The 17883-nt window shown below is 45.8% G+C and carries 21 protein-coding genes and 1 riboswitch; of the genes, 3 read left to right on the top strand and 18 right to left on the bottom strand.

Annotated elements, in window-relative coordinates; all coding sequences use genetic code 11:
• Window positions 1-95: 95 nt before the first annotated feature.
• A riboswitch (SAM riboswitch) is annotated at window positions 96-222 on the bottom strand.
• A gap of 555 nt (window positions 223-777) precedes the next feature.
• Window positions 778-1713 carry a magnesium/cobalt transporter CorA gene (gene corA, locus GCU48_RS18635; protein WP_152381035.1) on the top strand — a complete coding sequence of 312 codons (936 nt, stop codon included), beginning with the start codon at window positions 778-780 and terminating at the stop codon, window positions 1711-1713.
• A gap of 85 nt (window positions 1714-1798) precedes the next feature.
• Here the strand turns inward: corA and GCU48_RS18630 are convergent, their stop codons facing one another.
• The 3 genes from GCU48_RS18630 to GCU48_RS18620 are packed head-to-tail and all read right to left on the bottom strand — an operon-like array spanning window position 1799 to window position 4239.
• The gene (locus GCU48_RS18630; protein WP_152381034.1) at window positions 1799-2431 is read right to left on the bottom strand and encodes a cysteine hydrolase family protein; all 633 of its coding nucleotides are present in this window, start codon (window positions 2429-2431) and stop codon (window positions 1799-1801) included.
• A 33-nt stretch (window positions 2432-2464) separates the two neighbouring features.
• Window positions 2465-3010 carry a hypothetical protein gene (locus GCU48_RS18625; protein WP_152381033.1) on the bottom strand — a complete coding sequence of 182 codons (546 nt, stop codon included), beginning with the start codon at window positions 3008-3010 and terminating at the stop codon, window positions 2465-2467.
• Between the two features lie 20 nt (window positions 3011-3030).
• Window positions 3031-4239: an MFS transporter gene (locus tag GCU48_RS18620; RefSeq protein WP_152381032.1), complete on the bottom strand. Its 1209-nt coding sequence runs from the start codon at window positions 4237-4239 to the stop codon at window positions 3031-3033.
• Between the two features lie 239 nt (window positions 4240-4478).
• Here GCU48_RS18620 and GCU48_RS18615 point away from each other — a divergent pair, with 239 nt between their 5' ends.
• Window positions 4479-4814, top strand: coding sequence for a MerR family transcriptional regulator (locus GCU48_RS18615; protein ID WP_152381031.1), 336 nt, complete (start codon window positions 4479-4481; stop codon window positions 4812-4814).
• A 346-nt stretch (window positions 4815-5160) separates the two neighbouring features.
• Here the strand turns inward: GCU48_RS18615 and GCU48_RS18610 are convergent, their stop codons facing one another.
• The 12 genes from GCU48_RS18610 to GCU48_RS18555 all read right to left on the bottom strand — a co-directional run bounded on the left by GCU48_RS18610 (window position 5161) and on the right by GCU48_RS18555 (window position 13848).
• Window positions 5161-6168, bottom strand: coding sequence for an HRDC domain-containing protein (locus GCU48_RS18610; RefSeq protein WP_152381030.1), 1008 nt, complete (start codon window positions 6166-6168; stop codon window positions 5161-5163).
• A gap of 164 nt (window positions 6169-6332) precedes the next feature.
• A complete protein-coding gene (locus GCU48_RS18605; RefSeq protein ID WP_152381029.1) occupies window positions 6333-7211 on the bottom strand; it encodes an ROK family protein in 879 nt (292 codons plus the stop codon).
• Between the two features lie 221 nt (window positions 7212-7432).
• Complete coding sequence (locus GCU48_RS18600; RefSeq protein WP_152381028.1) at window positions 7433-8329, bottom strand: 5'-3' exonuclease; 897 nt, start codon at window positions 8327-8329, stop codon at window positions 7433-7435.
• Between the two features lie 73 nt (window positions 8330-8402).
• Complete coding sequence (locus GCU48_RS18595; protein ID WP_152381027.1) at window positions 8403-8768, bottom strand: arsenate reductase family protein; 366 nt, start codon at window positions 8766-8768, stop codon at window positions 8403-8405.
• 7 nt (window positions 8769-8775) lie between these two features.
• Window positions 8776-9732 (bottom strand): RluA family pseudouridine synthase, encoded by a 957-nt coding sequence (locus tag GCU48_RS18590; protein WP_152382205.1) that lies wholly within the window; start codon window positions 9730-9732, stop codon window positions 8776-8778.
• A 21-nt stretch (window positions 9733-9753) separates the two neighbouring features.
• Entirely contained in the window at window positions 9754-10317 is a 564-nt protein-coding gene (locus GCU48_RS18585) for a cob(I)yrinic acid a,c-diamide adenosyltransferase (protein ID WP_152381026.1), read from the bottom strand.
• Window positions 10318-10335: 18 nt separating this feature from the next.
• Window positions 10336-10905, bottom strand: a complete 570-nt coding sequence (locus GCU48_RS18580; RefSeq protein ID WP_152381025.1) for a type 2 periplasmic-binding domain-containing protein — start codon at window positions 10903-10905, stop codon at window positions 10336-10338.
• A 100-nt stretch (window positions 10906-11005) separates the two neighbouring features.
• Window positions 11006-11212: an aspartyl-phosphate phosphatase Spo0E family protein gene (locus GCU48_RS18575; protein ID WP_025716155.1), complete on the bottom strand. Its 207-nt coding sequence runs from the start codon at window positions 11210-11212 to the stop codon at window positions 11006-11008.
• A 114-nt stretch (window positions 11213-11326) separates the two neighbouring features.
• Window positions 11327-12538, bottom strand: a complete 1212-nt coding sequence (locus GCU48_RS18570; protein ID WP_152381024.1) for an aminotransferase class I/II-fold pyridoxal phosphate-dependent enzyme — start codon at window positions 12536-12538, stop codon at window positions 11327-11329.
• Between the two features lie 12 nt (window positions 12539-12550).
• Window positions 12551-13051 (bottom strand): Lrp/AsnC family transcriptional regulator, encoded by a 501-nt coding sequence (locus GCU48_RS18565; RefSeq protein WP_025716153.1) that lies wholly within the window; start codon window positions 13049-13051, stop codon window positions 12551-12553.
• 141 nt (window positions 13052-13192) lie between these two features.
• Entirely contained in the window at window positions 13193-13579 is a 387-nt protein-coding gene (locus tag GCU48_RS18560; protein ID WP_152381023.1) for a spore coat protein, read from the bottom strand.
• A 32-nt stretch (window positions 13580-13611) separates the two neighbouring features.
• Window positions 13612-13848 (bottom strand): hypothetical protein, encoded by a 237-nt coding sequence (locus GCU48_RS18555; RefSeq protein ID WP_007429544.1) that lies wholly within the window; start codon window positions 13846-13848, stop codon window positions 13612-13614.
• A gap of 115 nt (window positions 13849-13963) precedes the next feature.
• Here GCU48_RS18555 and GCU48_RS18550 point away from each other — a divergent pair, with 115 nt between their 5' ends.
• Window positions 13964-15202, top strand: a complete 1239-nt coding sequence (locus GCU48_RS18550) for an NAD(P)/FAD-dependent oxidoreductase (protein ID WP_152381022.1) — start codon at window positions 13964-13966, stop codon at window positions 15200-15202.
• 72 nt (window positions 15203-15274) lie between these two features.
• Here GCU48_RS18550 and GCU48_RS18545 read toward each other — a convergent pair whose 3' ends face one another.
• The 3 genes from GCU48_RS18545 to GCU48_RS18535 form a co-directional block, all read right to left on the bottom strand.
• A complete protein-coding gene (locus GCU48_RS18545) occupies window positions 15275-16528 on the bottom strand; it encodes an MFS transporter (RefSeq protein ID WP_152381021.1) in 1254 nt (417 codons plus the stop codon).
• Window positions 16529-16648: 120 nt separating this feature from the next.
• Window positions 16649-17368, bottom strand: a complete 720-nt coding sequence (locus GCU48_RS18540) for a hypothetical protein (RefSeq protein WP_152381020.1) — start codon at window positions 17366-17368, stop codon at window positions 16649-16651.
• 54 nt (window positions 17369-17422) lie between these two features.
• A complete protein-coding gene (locus GCU48_RS18535) occupies window positions 17423-17836 on the bottom strand; it encodes a DUF350 domain-containing protein (RefSeq protein WP_007429540.1) in 414 nt (137 codons plus the stop codon).
• Between the last annotated feature and the right edge of the window lie 47 nt (window positions 17837-17883).

Below are 17883 nucleotides of genomic sequence, written 5' to 3'. Positions count from 1 at the left end.
TAAGTTTTGCGAAAATCGTCTGTTGAGATGCCGGGCATATAATAAAAAGACCTTTCTCAGTTAGAGAAAGGTCATATTTGTATCCATATGCGCCTCTCTCATCTGTCAGGGCAGTACGCTTTTATACAAAGCGCACGTCCTGCAAGAATTAGCACCGTGCGATTAGAATCGTCGGTTGCCGGGTATCATCGGGCTAGTCCCTCCACCTGCTCTTGATAAGATTTCGCTATATTCATTTTAGGTTCACAAAGTTCTTTTTTTTAAACACTTTAATGCATCGGCTGGGCTTCGTCAAGATGGGACTTGTAAATTTGTGTCCTTCATTCACATTTTGTCTGCCTTTTCCATAGGTTAAATCATCCTACTCTTATCATTGAAGCTCTTGTCATTGCTGCTGATTCAGCCCATGATTTTGCGCTTGAAAGGCCGTAGGCCGAGCGTTATACTATACAAGTGCTAATAGGCATAAATATAGAGCAACAGTGCAAATTTTGAGTGTTTTCTGCGATACTGTGGCAACCTAAAAAAGAACATTTGTGAGGTGAATCCGGAATGGAAGGCGACCCGAGTCCGAATAGGCGGCGATCCCTGAACAACAGCATAGGAATGACTTCAGCTTGCCGAAAGACGGGACGCCAGGCTCTGCATGCTCCAAAAGCCCTCGGCTTTTGATGGGAATGCACGCTTACCCGAACCGGCTAACTGGCTAACTGAGTCCATTCCTTATGCTTAAGGTACACGTATTTCCGTTGCGACGGAGCATAAGGAGTGACAAATATGAAAATCCGTTTGGTAAACAACGGGGTTTTTACCCCTGTCGAAGAAATTGAAATGGCGCTTACTGCACCAGCAGAAGGCTTTTATTGGATTGATGCTGATGTCGATGATCTGGCAGTGCTCCAGCCTTTATTCTCCATGCATGATCTTGCGGTCGAGGACTGTTTGAGTGAAGAAGAGCAGCGCCCGAAGATTGAAATTTATGAAAGCCATTATTTTATCGTTGTAAACAGTATTCGTTTTGATGATGAAGAAATATTTTTGCGTGCTTTGAACATTTTTCTCGGCCGTCATTTTATCATTACGGTGACCAAGCAAAAAATCAATGAGCTTCGCACCCTTAAGCCTATGCTTTGGGAGCAAGAAGTAAGCCAGCCGGACCGCTTTATGTATCTGTTGATCGACTTGATTGTTGATAATTATTTTTTGGTTGGTGACCGGATTGAAGTTCGCATTGAAAAGCTGGAAGAAGATATTCTAATGCATACGAAAAAGTCGCATTTGAATGAAATCATCGGCTTGCGCAGTGAGATTCTGTGGCTGAAAAGAGTGCTGGGCCCGCAAAAGGAAGTCATTAACACCCTGAACAAACGAGATTTACGACTCATCGACGATCAATTGCAAAAATACTTTAGCGACATTTATGAAAATGCTGTGAAAATTTCGGAGACTTTCGAAACTTATCGCGACTTGATGGGTAACCTTCGAGAAGCTTATCAATCCAGTATCGCCAACCGTGCTAACGAAATTATGCGCGTGTTCACGGCAATTACGACCGTATTTATGCCATTGACGGTTATTACCGGAATATATGGGATGAATTTCGAAAATATGCCTGAGCTTCATACACGTTATGGTTATTTTGTTGTCATAGGTATTATGGTGGCGCTAGGTGTCAGTATGTTCTGCATTTTCCGCAAGAAGGACTGGGTTTGAAAAGAGTGGCCAAGGCAGCAGCCGTATCCGTTCAGGATATAGCTACTGCCTTGCTGTATTGTTGATACTTATTAAATTGACGCTGCTAAGAAATATACTTCTCAATGAATTGATCAACGGTAATCGATTTTCCAAAATGATGAACTACGTGTTCGAGGACATGCTTTCTTTGTTCTTCTGTAAAAGCGGATGTCGCGTCTTCAATAACCGTCATTTCATAACCAAGGTCGTGCCCGTGTCTGAGAGTAGATTCTACGCATACGTGAAGAGCATAACCTGCGATGTATATTTTTTTGATCCCCTGATTTCGAAGGAAGCTATCCAAATTTGATCCCGCAAATCCGCTGCCCCCTGTTCTTCCCGACACAACAAACTCCCCAGGTTCAGGAGTGAACGCTTCTCCGAACCGGCTTCCTGGTGTCCCCTTAATAAATGTTTTGAATGTAGAAATGCCAGCACGCAAACCATACGTTGTACTGCCTAGTTCAACATGGTTTTCCTCAAAGAACAGACCGCAGTGAATAATTTGGATATCGCTTTTCCTTGCTGCCTCCAGTAATCTTTTGGAGCTTTCAATCGAATCATTAAATTGCTGATGATCTTCAATCAAATGATGAATTTTTCCGTCTTTTGAGAGCCACTCATTCTGGTATTCAATTAAAACAAGAGCTTCTTTTTCACCGGTCGATACGTGGAGAGGTTGTTGTTGAATGGACATTTGAGATTCCTCCTTAAATTTACATGAAATACGTTACTGTAGGCTGGTTGGGCAATTATTTTTTAACCAGCTGTCATGCAGCCATTTTTCTGTCACTCGCCCATTGTTCCATATGATTCCTTGTTCAAAGGTTATGATCTTCCCACCAGGGCCTACGATCACCCAAGCGTAGTCGTCCTGTTCTTTTAGATAGCATTTGTATTTCATACCTGATACCGTGATCATGCGGCTTTGGCCCGTGTAGTCCTCCACGGCAATCATTTCGTCGTGTTTGTCAATCCATAGATTTTGCAGCTTTTTAAACAAGCCTGGTTCTACTTTATCCAAAAATGCCTTAGCTGCGGCCTCTGTCTCCTCTTTACTTGGAAGCTCGCCTGTGCATAAGCTTTGATCCATCCATGTAAACCCGATGATTTTATTATTGCTTTTGTTCACGACATAGGAAAAGTGTTCGCCCCCCAGACCGTTGTTCTCTCCGGAATCTTTTTCATACCGAAATACTTGAACATTGTGATGATTTTGCTTTTGGTTATGCATGTTTCTCAATGTATACCCTTCGGGGATTTGCAGTTTAACCATAGGGATCCTCCTCGTTATGTTTATTTAATTTCACTAGGACCTTGAATTTTGACAAAATACGATAAACAAAAGGCCACAGCCAAAAGAAGAGCGAACGATTCCATAGTTAGGACGTAATTTCCTGTCTTTTGCAGGTTCAAGGCGATAATGGGGCCAAGCGTCGCTCCTATGAACAAAATAAACGTGTATAAAGTGACCGCTGCGCCGCGCGCTTCCCCCGCTAAATTCCCAATCAACAAGATCAGTGTAGGCACTGTAATGGAAATCCCCGCAACAAACACAACGCTCATACCAATTAGAACGGGAAGGTTGGAACTAATTCCAATCGCTGTAAGACCTGCTACGCCAAGTATGAGCCCTGCCTGCAGTACCGGTTTCAATCCGTACCTCGCTACTAGCCGCCCGGCAAACGGTGATAAGATCATACCCAAAATTCCTGCGGCCCGTACCGTTAACATTTGATTTGCAGTTAGTACGAACGGAGCTTGGGGCAGGTAGTTTCCAAGCGTTGTGTACATGCCGACAAACGAAAGCAGCAGTGTCACGGTAATTAAATAGCAGAAAAATAACGGCTTCCGAAATAGCACAGTGACCATTTGCTTGAATGGGGTCAGCACATTCGCTTCTGTTCCGCGAGCCTCCCCTTTTGGAAGGAAGTTACTGAGCAGAATAATCGATAAGAAATACAGGACTCCAAGGATATAGAACACATAAGACCAGCCCAGATTTTGAGTAATAAGACTGCTGAAAATTTGTCCAGCAATCCCTGCCATCAGAAAACCGGTGCTGACAAAGCCGACTGTCGTTACTCTTTTTTTCAGCGGGAACACTTCTACAACATAAGCAAGCGCTGAGGGGCCAAAAGTCGCTGCGGCTAAGCCTTGTACAGCGCGGAGTGCGATGACCCCGGACAGGCTGGTCATGAGGCCAAGTAACGGCGTAATGAATAGCAGCGCGACTAAACCAGAAAGCATCAGTTGCTTTCGGCCGTATTGATCAGATAAAGGGCCGAATAATAGAAAGCCTACAGCATAAGCGAATGAAAAAGCGCTGCTTGTCCATGCCGCTATCTCCGGCGTGACTTTAAATGTGCTTGCAAAGACGGATGCCATCGGCAGGGTGATATATAAACTTGACACTACAACCAGTGCGCACCATACGAGTATGGCCGTCATCAACGGATAATTTTTTTCGGAAGACAGCTTGACCTTCCCAACGAATTCCGTCATCCCTTAACCTCCTTTTATTAGTCTCAAGGCATTGTGTTTCACTTCCCCAGAAACCTTCCAACAGTTGTAAACGTTGATTTTTTCGGGCAACATCATCTCCTCGAGCAAATTCAATCCCGTAAATTCCACGCCTTGATTGTAACATATCTACAATCTATGTCAATAATATATTTTTTATTGTAAATAAAATTCGATTGTAGTAAAATATTTTCAATAATATTGATGTAGAAGGTGAACATATGAGCCCTAATGAACCGTTGGACAATGCGTTATTGGATTTTGATTTGTTGAGTAAATTAGTTGTTGGTATTGGAGAAGTCTCGGACATTACAGGCGTTCCGCAGAGGCAAATTCGCTACTGGGAAGAGAAAAAGATTATTCAATCGTTTAAAGAAGGCGAAGGCACAACCAGAAAATACGATTATCTCAGCATAAAAAAAATTCTTTTAGTAAAGGAACTTTTGGACGACGGCTTTACATTGGACGCGGCTGCGAAGAAAGTGGAGGAGCGGATGAGGATAATCAATGAGGTGTTTAAAAAGCTTGGGGAGCGATCGGAACCTGCTAACGAGTAGCGGTCACTTCAGATTTTGATGGTGCAACAATTAAACCATTGAGCTAACACATACGATAACTAAATACAAAGAGTCGGTAATCCTTAGCGCAGGAAGACCGACTCCTCTACGGGTAAGAACTATCTTAGCGTAGGTTTTACGTTATTGGGTTGGCGCTACCCCCAAGTAGAGAATGCTAAAAATACGGGTTGAAGGTTTGCTGAAAAATCGACCGGTTCTTGGAGCATTTCCAGGGTTATTACAGGGTATTACAGCGCTCGAAGCCTTATCAGAATAGGAACAGTGAATACGTTCGCGTTTAAGTTGAAATTGGCAGTAATGACGAAGCAACAATCAGCAGCGAAATTTATCCCACATGTCGATCTGATGCCTCCTGATGGCGAAAACGGATACGGATTAGACGCAGGCGCTCATAAACTTGATCCAGTCCTGTTTCTGCCGCCTTTTCTTCGCCGTATACTTGGAGCATGACGGGCTTGAGCAGCGTATCCCCCAGCTCTTCATAAGCGGACCAGATGGCTGCCTGCTCTTCCTCGGATACATTAATCAATTCCTTGCAAATCAACTTCTCCATATCAAATCCATCCCTGTCCAAATGCTCTACAGCCTCGATCATCTCTCTACGATGCAAGCCTGCTTTCATCCCGATTTGCTCCAGTGAAAGGTCTTCTGAAATACCTTCAATAATCGTTTTTGTCAGGCTAAATTTATTCAGCTCCTGTCTGTACTGATTTTCTTTTTGTTTATACATCCATGATAAAAAAACTTCTTCTTCCAGTGCCTCCGTTACCCAACTCAGTGGAAATGGTGTTGCCCGGTCATTTTGTGTCGTAATAGCCAATAGCTCTTTCGCATATTGCGACACCTTCCCCTGGCCCATACCGGGTAGCTCCAGCAATTCCTCTTCCGTATGGGGAAGATAAACGCTAATGAGTCGAAGCAGGCGATTCGTAGCGATAAAATAAGGGGCCTTGCGCTCGGCGGCTGCCTTCTGCCTTCTCCACATCGTTAATTGCTCATATACATCATCACGCGGATATAAATCGCTATAACAATACAGCTTTTGCCGGGTTTGTCCTCGTCCTGCTCCTCCCCCTTGATCATGAAAAACCCCATTGATCAAAGGTCTGTAGCCCTCAGCCATTTTGAGCGCCAGCTCATGGCGGTACACATGCAGCAATTCCTGCCACAAGCTTCCCTCATACCATAGATCATCGGTGTTTTCATCCAAGCCATGATGCGTACTCCAGCCGGCACTCCATATCCCTTCATGTTGCCCAATCCATACCTGGGCAAAGCTCTCATAGCCATGTTCATTCCGTTTGGACAAGCGATTTAAAAATACAACCTCCATGATTTTTCCTCCCTGTGTATCGTTGATTACAGTCCGCACAACGCAAAAACACAAAAAAGCACCTATCCTGCGTATTCGCAAGAAAGGTGCTTCCCTTTTTGAGCCGTACTATGCTGTTGACTATATGATAACCATACCTTGGAGCGTCGTCAACCCAAAAATTCTCAACGATTTAGCTTTTCCTTTGCCAAAGCAAGAGCACCGCACAATCCGGCATTGTCGCCCAATCCTGGGCTTACGATGTATTGTTCAATGTCCGCAGTCAGACTCGGATGCTGTACGTAGCCGTTCAATAGCTCTTGAAACTTGCTACGAATGAGCGGGAACAACTGCTCTTGCTTCATTACTCCTCCGCCCATAATAATCTTTTGCGGTGACAGGATTAATACATAGCTCATCAAAGCCTGTGCGAGATAATACGCTTCCATTTCCCAGGCCGGGTGATCAACAGAAAGCTCATGTCCCTTAACCTTCCATCTTTTTTCGAGCGCAGGACCTGCTGCCAGTCCTTCCAGACAATCTCCGTGATAAGGGCATGTACCCTCATAAGTATCCTCTGGATGACGACGCACCAGAATGTGTCCCATCTCCGGATGTGATAATCCATGAATCAGTTTACCTCCAACCAAAGCACCTGCCCCAATGCCTGTACCTATCGTAATATACAGACAGCTGTCCATTCCCTTGGCTGCACCCCAGATGGATTCACCTAATGCTGCTCCGTTCACATCGGTGTCAAATCCCATAGGTACATCAAAATGCTCTTTCAGCTTGCCAATCAGATTGTAATTCCCCCAATGCGGCTTGGGTGTTGTCGTAATATAGCCGTATGTATCACTACCCTCGATAGGATCAATCGGTCCAAATGACCCTACTCCCAGTGCTTCAATACCCTTCCCTTCAAAAAATGAAATGACATTCTCCATCGTTTCCGCTGGCGTGGTTGTTGGAAAGCTGGCACGCTCCAGTACCTCTCCCCGTTCATTGCCAATTCCACATACAAATTTGGTACCGCCTGCTTCAATTGCTCCCAATACTGTCATTGCTTCTGTTGTCCCCTCTCAATCGTAGTCCGTTTCCCTCTACACTATATTCACCTGAAACGCTCCCAAGGTCAATCCCCTGTTCACAATTGTATATAATTCTTCACATGAATGAATCTCTGCTAATGCCTATATACACAAAAAAAAGATGCTAACGTTTCAAACGTCAGCATCCTTACATGTACTATTCCTGAATATACATATGAAGCATACCTGCCTCATTATGATCCGATGGCAACACCCATCAACGTACATAAGCTTTTCATTTCAAGCTGCTCAAACTTATCGACAATTTGCACATGATCCAGTGTCAGCAGACAGCTATCCAAAGCACACGCTACAGGTACATTACAATGAATTTCAGCAAGCTTGCGTGAAAGATGCAGCATATCCAGATCACTCTCAATCTTTTTGCGCACCGATGGCGTCAACTGATCCAGGTTCTCCAGAATTCCTTCAATGGAGTCATATTCCTGTACGAGCTTGAGCGCTGTTTTCTCACCAATACCGCGTACCCCCGGGTAATTGTCGCTCGCATCCCCCATTAAGCCTTTGAGGTCCACCACTTGGCGCGGCTTAAGTCCTTTTTCAGCCAACAGCGTCTCTGGGGTATACACCATATAATTGCCGTGGCCTTTTTTCATAATGATGACCCGTGTCCGCTCATCCACCAATTGGAGTAAATCATGATCTCCTGAGAGAACCATCACATCCATGTTTTCATTTTGCGTATAATGGCGCGCAAGCGTACCGATACAATCATCCGCTTCAAAGCCTTCTTCTCCAATGTTGGGAATACCGAGACTGTCCGTCACTTCACGAATCAATGCAAATTGAGGAATCAAATCATCCGGCGCGTCGGCTCGATTTCCCTTGTACGCAGCAAAATGCTCCCCGCGAAAGGTCGTTCCGCCCATATCCCAGCAGCAGATAACATGGGTAGGATTAAACGTTTGGACAGCATCCCAAAAATATCGAATAAAACCATATATGGCGTTCGTTGGCACTCCAGCTTTTGTGCGACGGATATAGCCGTTTGCGGCAGTTGCATAATAAGCGCGGAATAGCAGGGCCATGCCATCAACCAGCATTATGGATTGTTCATTACGTTGTGTCACAGATTGTATTGCTCCCATTCATTCATATTATTTAACCCCAACAGTATACCATATCGCGGAACGGAATTGGGCGTTATTGAGCCCCCCATGCCTCCTCAAATGTTTCCTCTCTGAAGCCTACCGTTACTTTGCTCCCATCTGTTACGATGGGACGCTTGATCAACCTTCCATTCGAGGATAAAAGCGAAATTTGCTCTTCACGGCTCATGTCTCTGAGCTTGTCCTTCAATTTTAGCTCCTTATATACCTCACCGCTGGTATTGAAAAATTTCTTGAGCTCCAGCCCGCTTTTACTGATCAAGTCTTCCAGTTCCTCCGGTCCGGGCGGTTGTTCAAAAATAGGAATCAGTTCTGTCTCATGTCCCTTGTTTTGCAGCCATTTTACTGCATTACGGCAGGTGCTGCATTTGGAATACTGGTATATTTTTAGTTGGCTCATCGTTAGGTTAATCCTCCATTTTGTTTCTTAACAGCCCCTGCATTTCGGCCATATCAGCCGGTAGAGGAGCATAGAACGTTAGTCGCTCCCCTGTCGCAGGGTGCACCAAGGACAGCTCTGAGGCATGCAGCGCTTGTCGAGGCATCCGGGCATCAAGCTGCTCATATTGCTCACGAGACGCTGCGTCATCCGGTATAACCCGGTACATTTTATCTCCGATCAAAGGACAGCCGATGTACGTCATATGTACACGAATTTGGTGCGTACGCCCGGATTCCAATTTTAGACCGATACGGCTTCCTTCATCCCAAGCTTCCTCCAGCTTATACAGCGTCAGAGCAGGATAACCATTTGGGGTCACCATTCTCAAATGCGGATCATCTGGGTTACGGTCAATCGGCCCATCCACGCGTCCTTCCTGTTGCTCAGGGCGCCCGTGCACCAAGGCCGTATAGCGCTTATCCACCGTTCCCGCAATCATCTGCTCAGAAATGTGCTGGTGTACATACGGATTTTTAGCTACAACGAGCACACCTGTCGTCTCCTGATCGAGACGATGAACGGGGCGGAACCGGAACAGCTCTCCCTTGGACTGCCAATAATGGACAACTCCGTTAGCCAATGTGCCGGTGTAATGTCCATGAGTCGGATGAACAATGATTCCCGCCGCCTTGTTTACGACCAGCAGATGCTCATCCTCATACAAAATGTCAAAAGGAATCGGTTCGGGTAAAATATCATCGGAACGCTCGCGCTCCATCCGAATTTCCACCCGATCTCCAGCCTTTACCTTTACGCTGATATACACTCGTGTCCCGTTCAGCATAATCCCTTGCTCTGTCAGCTTAAGCTTGGAAATCAGCTTACGTGAAATGTTCATTCTTTTCTGTAAAATCGTCTTCAACAGCATTCCTTCCTCTTCAGGAGGAATCATATACACGATAGGTTCATAGTACAAGCTCATCACAAATTCCCGGTTGCCTCCTTATTTGCGGAACACTTTTTTGCTCCGCACATATTCGACATCGGGTACGCCCTGACGCACATTCGCTGTGCGGGCCACGACAAAGAAATAATCAGAAAGACGGTTCAAATACCGACGTACCGCAGGATTAATTTCTGTGTGCTTACCCAGTGTGACAGCACGGCGTTCCGCACGGCGACACACTGTACGGCAAACATGAAGCGTAGAAGACAATGTGCTGCCGCCCGGTATAATAAACCGCTCCACCTTCGGGTTTTCCTCCTGACATGCATCAATCCAGCCTTCCAGCCGCTCTGCCAGCTCGTCCTTCACCTTATATTTGCTTTCATTTATTTTGACAAATGCCAAATCCGAGCCGCAATCAAACAGCTCCTGCTGTATTTCCTCCAATTGGGCCCGAATATCCGCAAACGTTTCTCCTTCGGCAAAGCTGATTGCTTGTCCTACAAAGCTGTTCAGCTCGTCGATTGTGCCGTATGCCTCCACACGGTCATCATCTTTGGATACCCGACCTCCGATTACCGAAGTTTGTCCCTCATCACCTGTTCTCGTATAAATCCCCATCGTACTCCATCCCCCTTATCATTCCGTAAGTGCTTTCAGCACCTTAATGGCTTCTTCCTTATTGCTGGTGTGTGGCGGCACGGTAGCAAATAATGTTTTTGAGTTATATTTTAAATCCTTAAACATCTTCATCTGCTCCACCGGAATTCCAAACAAATGAGTTTCCATGATCACATCTGTTCCTTCTTCTCCCTGCGCCTTCTTCTTAAATACGCCTCCTTCGAACACACCCCGAGTATACGTATTCTTGTCAAAGGCGTCATCCAACGGCAGATTTGAACCATTCTGTCCGTACAGCTTCATATCCTCTTCCGGTAAAATAAACAGATCATGCTCTCCAGCAGCATATTCAACGACCAGCTTCTGCTGATTATACAGCGGGCTGACTGAAATCTCGATGTTGGGAGCCTGTTCGCCCAGCTTAGCCTTAAGCTTTTGTGTCAGCTCATCCCGAACGACTGAAGCATCCCCTTTATCCATTATAAAAATGGAAAAGCTGTCCTTATCCCGACCGCCACATCCGGCCAATAGTACGAGTGCCAGCATTCCGATCATCCATGGTGTCAGTCTTCTTATCCCTGCTCTCATCTGTACGTCCCCTCTTCCATGCCACTAATATATCATAAGTTGTAAACGCAAAAAAAGAAGGCCCTGCGGCCTTCTCATACCTTCGGCTGAATGCACAGGGTCACACCTTGCACTCCGTACCATACAGCTTCATGTATTCATTGATTTTCAAATCGAGCTTGCAGCTGATCTCGATAACAAGATCAGAGGTGAAGGACTGCTCTTCCTGAAACGTCCGTGTCATCTCATTGCGCAGAAGCAAAATTTCATCTTCCAGGGAAATGTCGTGTCCTATTGAACGCGATGAATGATATCCAACATATGACATAAGCACTCCTCCTGCAATTGAAAAATTGAACTTCCTGCTTTCGATTTCAAATTATAGCATATAAATTTAGAAATAAAAGACTATTCTCTATGATTTAACCATAAAAAAATAATTTTAGCCTTCTCTTCTTACTTTTTCTACAAAATGACCGATCCGATCCAGTGCTTCCGTCAGCTGACCGACAGAGGTCGCATAGGAACAACGAAGGTAACCTTCGCCTCCCAGACCGAACACATTCCCCGGTACAGCCGCAACCTTTGCCTCTGTCAAAAGGCGCTGCGCAAATTCATCCGAACTCAGTCCCGTACTTTTAATACTAGGGAAAACATAGAAAGCCCCTCGCGGCTCGTGACATTCCAGACCAATCTCACGAAACCCCTCAACCATCAAACGGCGACGCTGATTATAGGCTTCCACCATCCGGTCCTTCTCACCCAAACCATTCCGTAGGCCTTCCAGTGCCGCAACTTGTCCCATGGAGGGTGCGCACATAACGGTGTACTGGTGGATTTTGAGCATAGCAGCAATCAGGTCAGGATGCCCACATGTATATCCAATACGCCAGCCCGTCATGGCAAAGGCTTTGGAAAAACCACTGACGAGAATCGTACGATCCATCATACCCGGCATAGAAGCAAAGCTGACATGCTTTTCTCCATAATTCAATTCGGCATAAATTTCATCAGAAATAACGATTAAATCATGCTTTTCCACGACTTCCGCAATCGGAAGCCAATCTTCATAAGTCATTGTAGCCCCGGTCGGGTTGCTCGGATAGCACAAAATCAGCACCTTGGACTTAGGCGTAATTTTAGCCTCCAATGCCTCAGCGGTCAGCTTAAATTCATCCTTGGCGAACGTTTCAATACCTACCGGAACCCCGCCCCCAATCGCAGTGATAGGAGAATATGAAATGTAGCATGGCTCAGGAACGAGAATTTCGTCGCCGGGTACGATTAATGCACGCAAGGCAAGATCAATCGCCTCACTGCCACCAACCGTCACAATAATTTCATTTTTCGGATCATAACGGACTTCAAATTGCTCATTCAGATATTCACTAATCGCTTCACGCAATTCTGGTGTTCCCGCATTGGACGTATAGCTGGTAAAGCCTCGCTCCAATGAATAGACGCAGGCTTCCCGCATATGCCAAGGGGTTGTGAAATCCGGTTCCCCTACTCCAAGGGTAATAATATCCTTGTTGCTACCCACCAAATCAAAAAACTTACGAATGCCCGAAGACGGAATTTCGCGTACCAGCGGAGACAAATAGGAACTCATGGCTTTGTTGCTATCGGTAAATGCTTCTGATTTGAGATTCATTATGATCTTCCTTTACGGCGAAATCATCAGACGGTTATCATCCTGATGGTCCTCAAAGATAATTCCGTCCTGCTTGTATTTTTTAAGCGTAAAATTGGTCTTGGTGGACAATACCGAGTCAATAGGTGACAGCTTTTCCGACACAAAATTCGCAACCTCGCGGAGGTTACGGCCTTCAACTTCCACCAGCAAGTCGTATGCCCCGGACATGAGATAAACCGATTTAACCTGCGGATACAAATAGATCCGTTCAGCAATGCCTTCAAAGCCTCTTCCACGCTCAGGTGTAATCTGTACTTCGATCAAAGCAGTAACCTTCTCGTCGTCGACTTTATCCCAATTGACCACAGCGGCGTATTTGACAATCACATGCTGATCTTCAAGCTCTCTAATTGATTTGCGTACATCCTGCTCGTCAACCCCCAGCATAGTAGCCAGCAAAGTCGGTGTTCTTCTTGCATCTTCTTTTAACAATTCCAGTACTTTTAATTTCAAATCATCCAGTTCTGTCATTATAATAAGGCCTCCATCAAAAGAGATTACTATACATCATACAATACGTACTTTAAACCTGCAAAGAAAAACCGTCCGCCCCGGTAAACCCGGCAGACGGACGGCTGTTAATGGAATTGCTTCAAACCTAAAGTATCCCGTTTACATATAGTAAGGGTTGTGTTGATAAGAAGATTGGCCCTGCTGATGCATAGGCTGACCATATCCTCCCGCCGCGGACGATTTTTGCTGAATGAACTGCTGGCATTCCTGTTGTGTCTTACGAGCTTCTTGAATCTGTTTGTCCAAATCAACGCGCAGTGCCTTGGACGAGGTGGAATACATATTGTTCTGACTCATCAGACGATACAAATCGCCCTGCGCGCGCAATGTATCGTTCGTAAGGTCAGTGAACATCTGGCGTACAGATGAACAATTGGATTCGGTAGTCGCCGTTGTATACTCCCCAACTGTACGTTTCAAATCAGCAAGAATGGCATAGAGCAAATCTTCTGCGGGCATAAATGACATATTGTTCTGTGGATACATCCTGTCATACCTCCTTTATGGTGAGTGCTAAATTACTGCTGCGGTTGCATAGGAGCAAGCTGCTGGTGCTGTTGAAGGGCATTTAAGAGCAGGTTCATGTGGTGTTCGTGCGTTCTCGCGAACTGCAAGCAGACTTGTTGAATGGCTGGCTGCTGAATAGACGCTGCTGTCGCTGCACATTGCTTGAGCAAAAGTTCTTCATTAGAAATGGAGTCCACGATGTACTCCAGCTCTTTGCCAGTCAAAGGTTGCATGTTCATAGATTGCATAGTCTGTGCCTCCTTAAAATGTTTTGTTGCACGCTGGTTATCTTGTCCGTTTCACGAAATACTATGTACGACATATATGAGATACTACATATTCCTCATAAGGAGTGCTATGAATATGGATCTAATTAGTGGAAATACGTTTTGGCCGAGTACCCTGGAGCAGACGCTGGACTTTTCACCTTTGGCAGAGGATTTGGATTGTGATGTATTGATCATCGGGGGCGGGATGAGTGGCTCACTTTGCTCCAGACTGTTGGGAGAACGGAATGTAGACACTGTGGTTATTGACAAGCGCAAGCTGGTACATGGAAGTTCTTCGGCGAATACCGGATTGCTGCAATATAGCAATGACAAGACCTTGACCTCATTCATCAATACGTTTGGTGGGACTAACGGTGTGCTGTTTTACCGTATGTGCAAGGACGCTCTGGATCAGTTGGAAAAGCTGGCTGCCACACTGGATATCAATCCTTCCTTTATTCGACGCAGCAGCCTGTACTATGCGAGTACAACGGAGGATGTGCAAGTGCTCCAGGAAGAGTACAAACAGCTAACCCGGTTTGGATTCCCAGTGGAATACTGGGATGAGCAGCAGGTGGCTGCCAGGTTTCCTTTTCGAAAAACGGCAGCACTATATACACACGAAGATGCCGAGGTTAATCCATTTCAGTTAGCCCAAGGACTATTTCAATCTGCCAGCCGTCTCGGTGTACGTATATTCGAGCATACGGATGCCAAGCATTTTGAATTCGGCGAAAATGAGGTCGTTTGTCATACCAGCGAAGGAACCATCCGGGCGAAAAAAGTTATTTCTGCAACAGGCTATGAAACACAGGAGATTAAAGCAGATCGCGGAGCCACACTGGAAAGTTCTTATGCTATCGTCACCACTCCGGTCGAAGATATATCCTTTTGGCACGAGCAGTGTCTGATCTGGGAAACCGCCCGTCCTTACCTGTACATGCGCACAACACAGGAAGGACGTATCATTACAGGTGGTTTGGACGAGCCTGTACTGGACTCGAATCAGCGTGAAATCAGGCTGCTCCATCAGCAGAAAAAGCTGTTACAAGCGTTACAGGAGCATTTTCCCGACGTACCGTTTAAAATAGATTATGCATGGGCAGCTGTATTTGGCTCCTCTCATGACGGTCTGCCGTATATTGGTCCACATCCACGTTTTCCAAACTGCTGCTTTTTGGAGGGCTACGGTGGAAATGGGGCGGTTACCAGCATGATAGCCGCACAGCTGCTGGCTGATGAGCTGACAGGCACACATCGACCTGAAATGGAGCTTTTTTCACTGACCCGCACCACCCGTCCGGCGCCCGAAACAACGAAGCCACTGGCTTAATCATATGGAACGCGATAAACCTCCTATCCACGTCTAAAGCGGGATTTGGAGGTTTTGTATAGTCTTTTCAGACTATTCGGTTTGCTTATGCCAGCGTCTTGTATTGGAATGAGATGTGCCTTGCTTTGTTTTTTGCTCCATTTTTAGCACATTTCGCATAAAAAAACATCCGCCCACCGGCATTAACGCTAGTCCAATTAACAACCAGATCATCGCAGCAGGAGCCTTGCTAATACTTAATACACCCAAAAAAATTAACGTTCCAGTCAATCGGCCGACCATAAGGCATAGCTCACGCAATACAACAAGCTCGACTCTCTGGTTGGCATCTCCTTCACTCGTCCCCATGAGATCAAAGCTCGCAGAGATCATAGGGATTAAATACAAAGGTATGAACAAGGCGGTGCCAATCCCCATGATCAATAGTGTCCTATACTCCACGCGCCACAATAAAGGCAGTAATACAATCACCAGCAGCACGGCACCCAGCAGCATACCGACCGAGCGATAGTGTGGCTTGAGCCATTTGCCAGCAGCCCAAAAGCTGAAAAACGAAACACCTGACGTAATCAGTGAAAATTGCGCCAGCTTCCACTCCTGCTGTGTAACCACATATACAAGCAGTGTAATCAGAAAGGCAAAAACGCCTTCGCGGATGCCCTGTGCAACAAGGGATAACGACAACGGGCGCCACATACTTCCTTTTTGTGACAATCGTTGCTTGGGCTCCTTCCAATTGTACTTTCCTGTCGGCTTGCGCTTACGAAGAAAGAAACTTAACACCACCCCCACGACATAAAACGCCAGGGAAATGCTAAAAATTACGCGATAGCCCGCATCATCCTCCATTCGGGCAATAATCCAGCCTGACAGCCAAGGACCCACAATACCAGAAAACGAGCCAAGCAAACCCACCCAACCGTTAAAATGATCACGGCTTACCCGGTCTGTGACTTCGAAAAAAATCACATTAAACGCCAGCCAGAATAAACCCAAGGCTGCCCCTAACAACATCCCAAGCGGCCATATGTAGTTCACAGCCTGCGGTCCCGTATATAATACGATCAAATAAAATAAGCCGGACATGGCTGTCCCTACGCGCAGAGCATTCATTTTATTATGTTCCTTGACCCATTTTCCAGCCACCCAGACCATAATTCCCAGCGCAATTTGCTGGCTGACATTAAACCAGCCGATCATTGCGTAATCCTGCCTGCTTTTCCACAAATATACGTTAAGAAAAGTGCCGGACAAAGCTGCTGCAAACACAAACAATCCATTCAAGCTTAGCAGCAGAATGGATTGTCCGTTTAGGTTTGATTTCAAATGCAGTTCCCCCTAACCGAAAATCACCCACCAGCTAATTACATACAAGTCAGCTTTCTTTAGGATCTCTTCGATTTAAAATGCCCATAATAAGCTTGGGACTATCCGGGGAAATGCTATTTAATTGTTGGAAATACCACTGAGCTTCTCCAGCATCCGCAGTCGGTCATTTTCTGAAAGCGTCTGCTGAACATGGAAGCAGCTCGGACACACATAAACATTTAAAACAAACGGCAAGTCCAGAACAGGCTGGCCAAGCGCAGGAGAGAGCGACGGGTTAAAGCCTTCTCCGGTTACAGTTTGTGTACCCGCATGCAGCATATATTCACCGCATTGGGAGCATTCAAGAACCTCATCCTGTCTGTCAAGTATTTGTTCAGCACCTTGCTCATAAGCCATCAAATCCGCACCGCTTTCTTCAAATTTTTGCAAGGTATGCAGCACAGGCAGCTTATGAAGCTCATTGTCCTGCAACAATGGAGCGCCCTCTGGCTTTTCAACTACCGCTTCATCCTCTGCCTCATATAAAATATCCTGCTCCTCATCATCACCAAGCTGAATGCTCAGGGTTCGATAGCCCTTTAGTGCTTCCTTCTCATGAGAATGGAGCACCAAGTTGTCAGATGCCGCATGATTGTGCTCATGCTGCGGATAGTCATCCCGATGCTTTACCGCATGTCTGGGTACAGGCGCAGAAGCCGACTCAGACTCATCTTCATCATCATTTATGTCTGAATATCCTTTCAGGTCATTATGGCAGTAAGGACACTCTTCTTCAGGTCCCAGTTCTTCATCCCAAATAATTTCCATGTTACACCATGGACAAATAGTCATTTCCAAGCTTTATCATCCTTCCGTTCCAAGCGTATACCAAGCTTTAGTATACAGGATGTGTCAAGTCACACTAGCACCAATGACATAAGATAACGATATCGAAATAATCATGGAGAACAAGCCAACAGCGCGGTTATCCTCCTTAATCTCTTGATCGATAGAAAATACCGGTGTCAGAAACTCAAACAGAAAGTACGCCGCAAGCAACAATAAAAAGCCAACGAACGACCAAATCATCGTATCATATACACTGGACTTGGCTTCCATAGCAAAGCGGAGCACATTGCAAATGCCAAACATTTTCCCGCCCGTAGCCATCGCGACCGAAATATTCCCACGTTTGATCTCTTCCCAGCATTTATACCGGGTTACCAGTTCAAAGCATGATAAAAATACAATCAGCTCCAGCACCGCCACCGAGAAATAGCCCAGCATCATTCCCAACGGATGTGACAGCAATTCATCAATCGCCATCTTCACTTCATCCCTCCCGTTCTACAGAGCTTGCCGGCAGAAGCCGG

This window comes from Paenibacillus brasilensis (genome assembly GCF_009363115.1).
GTDB classification, from domain to species: domain Bacteria; phylum Bacillota; class Bacilli; order Paenibacillales; family Paenibacillaceae; genus Paenibacillus; species Paenibacillus brasilensis.
Note: the sequence above shows the minus strand (reverse complement) of the source record. Positions and strands in the feature narration are given on the sequence as shown.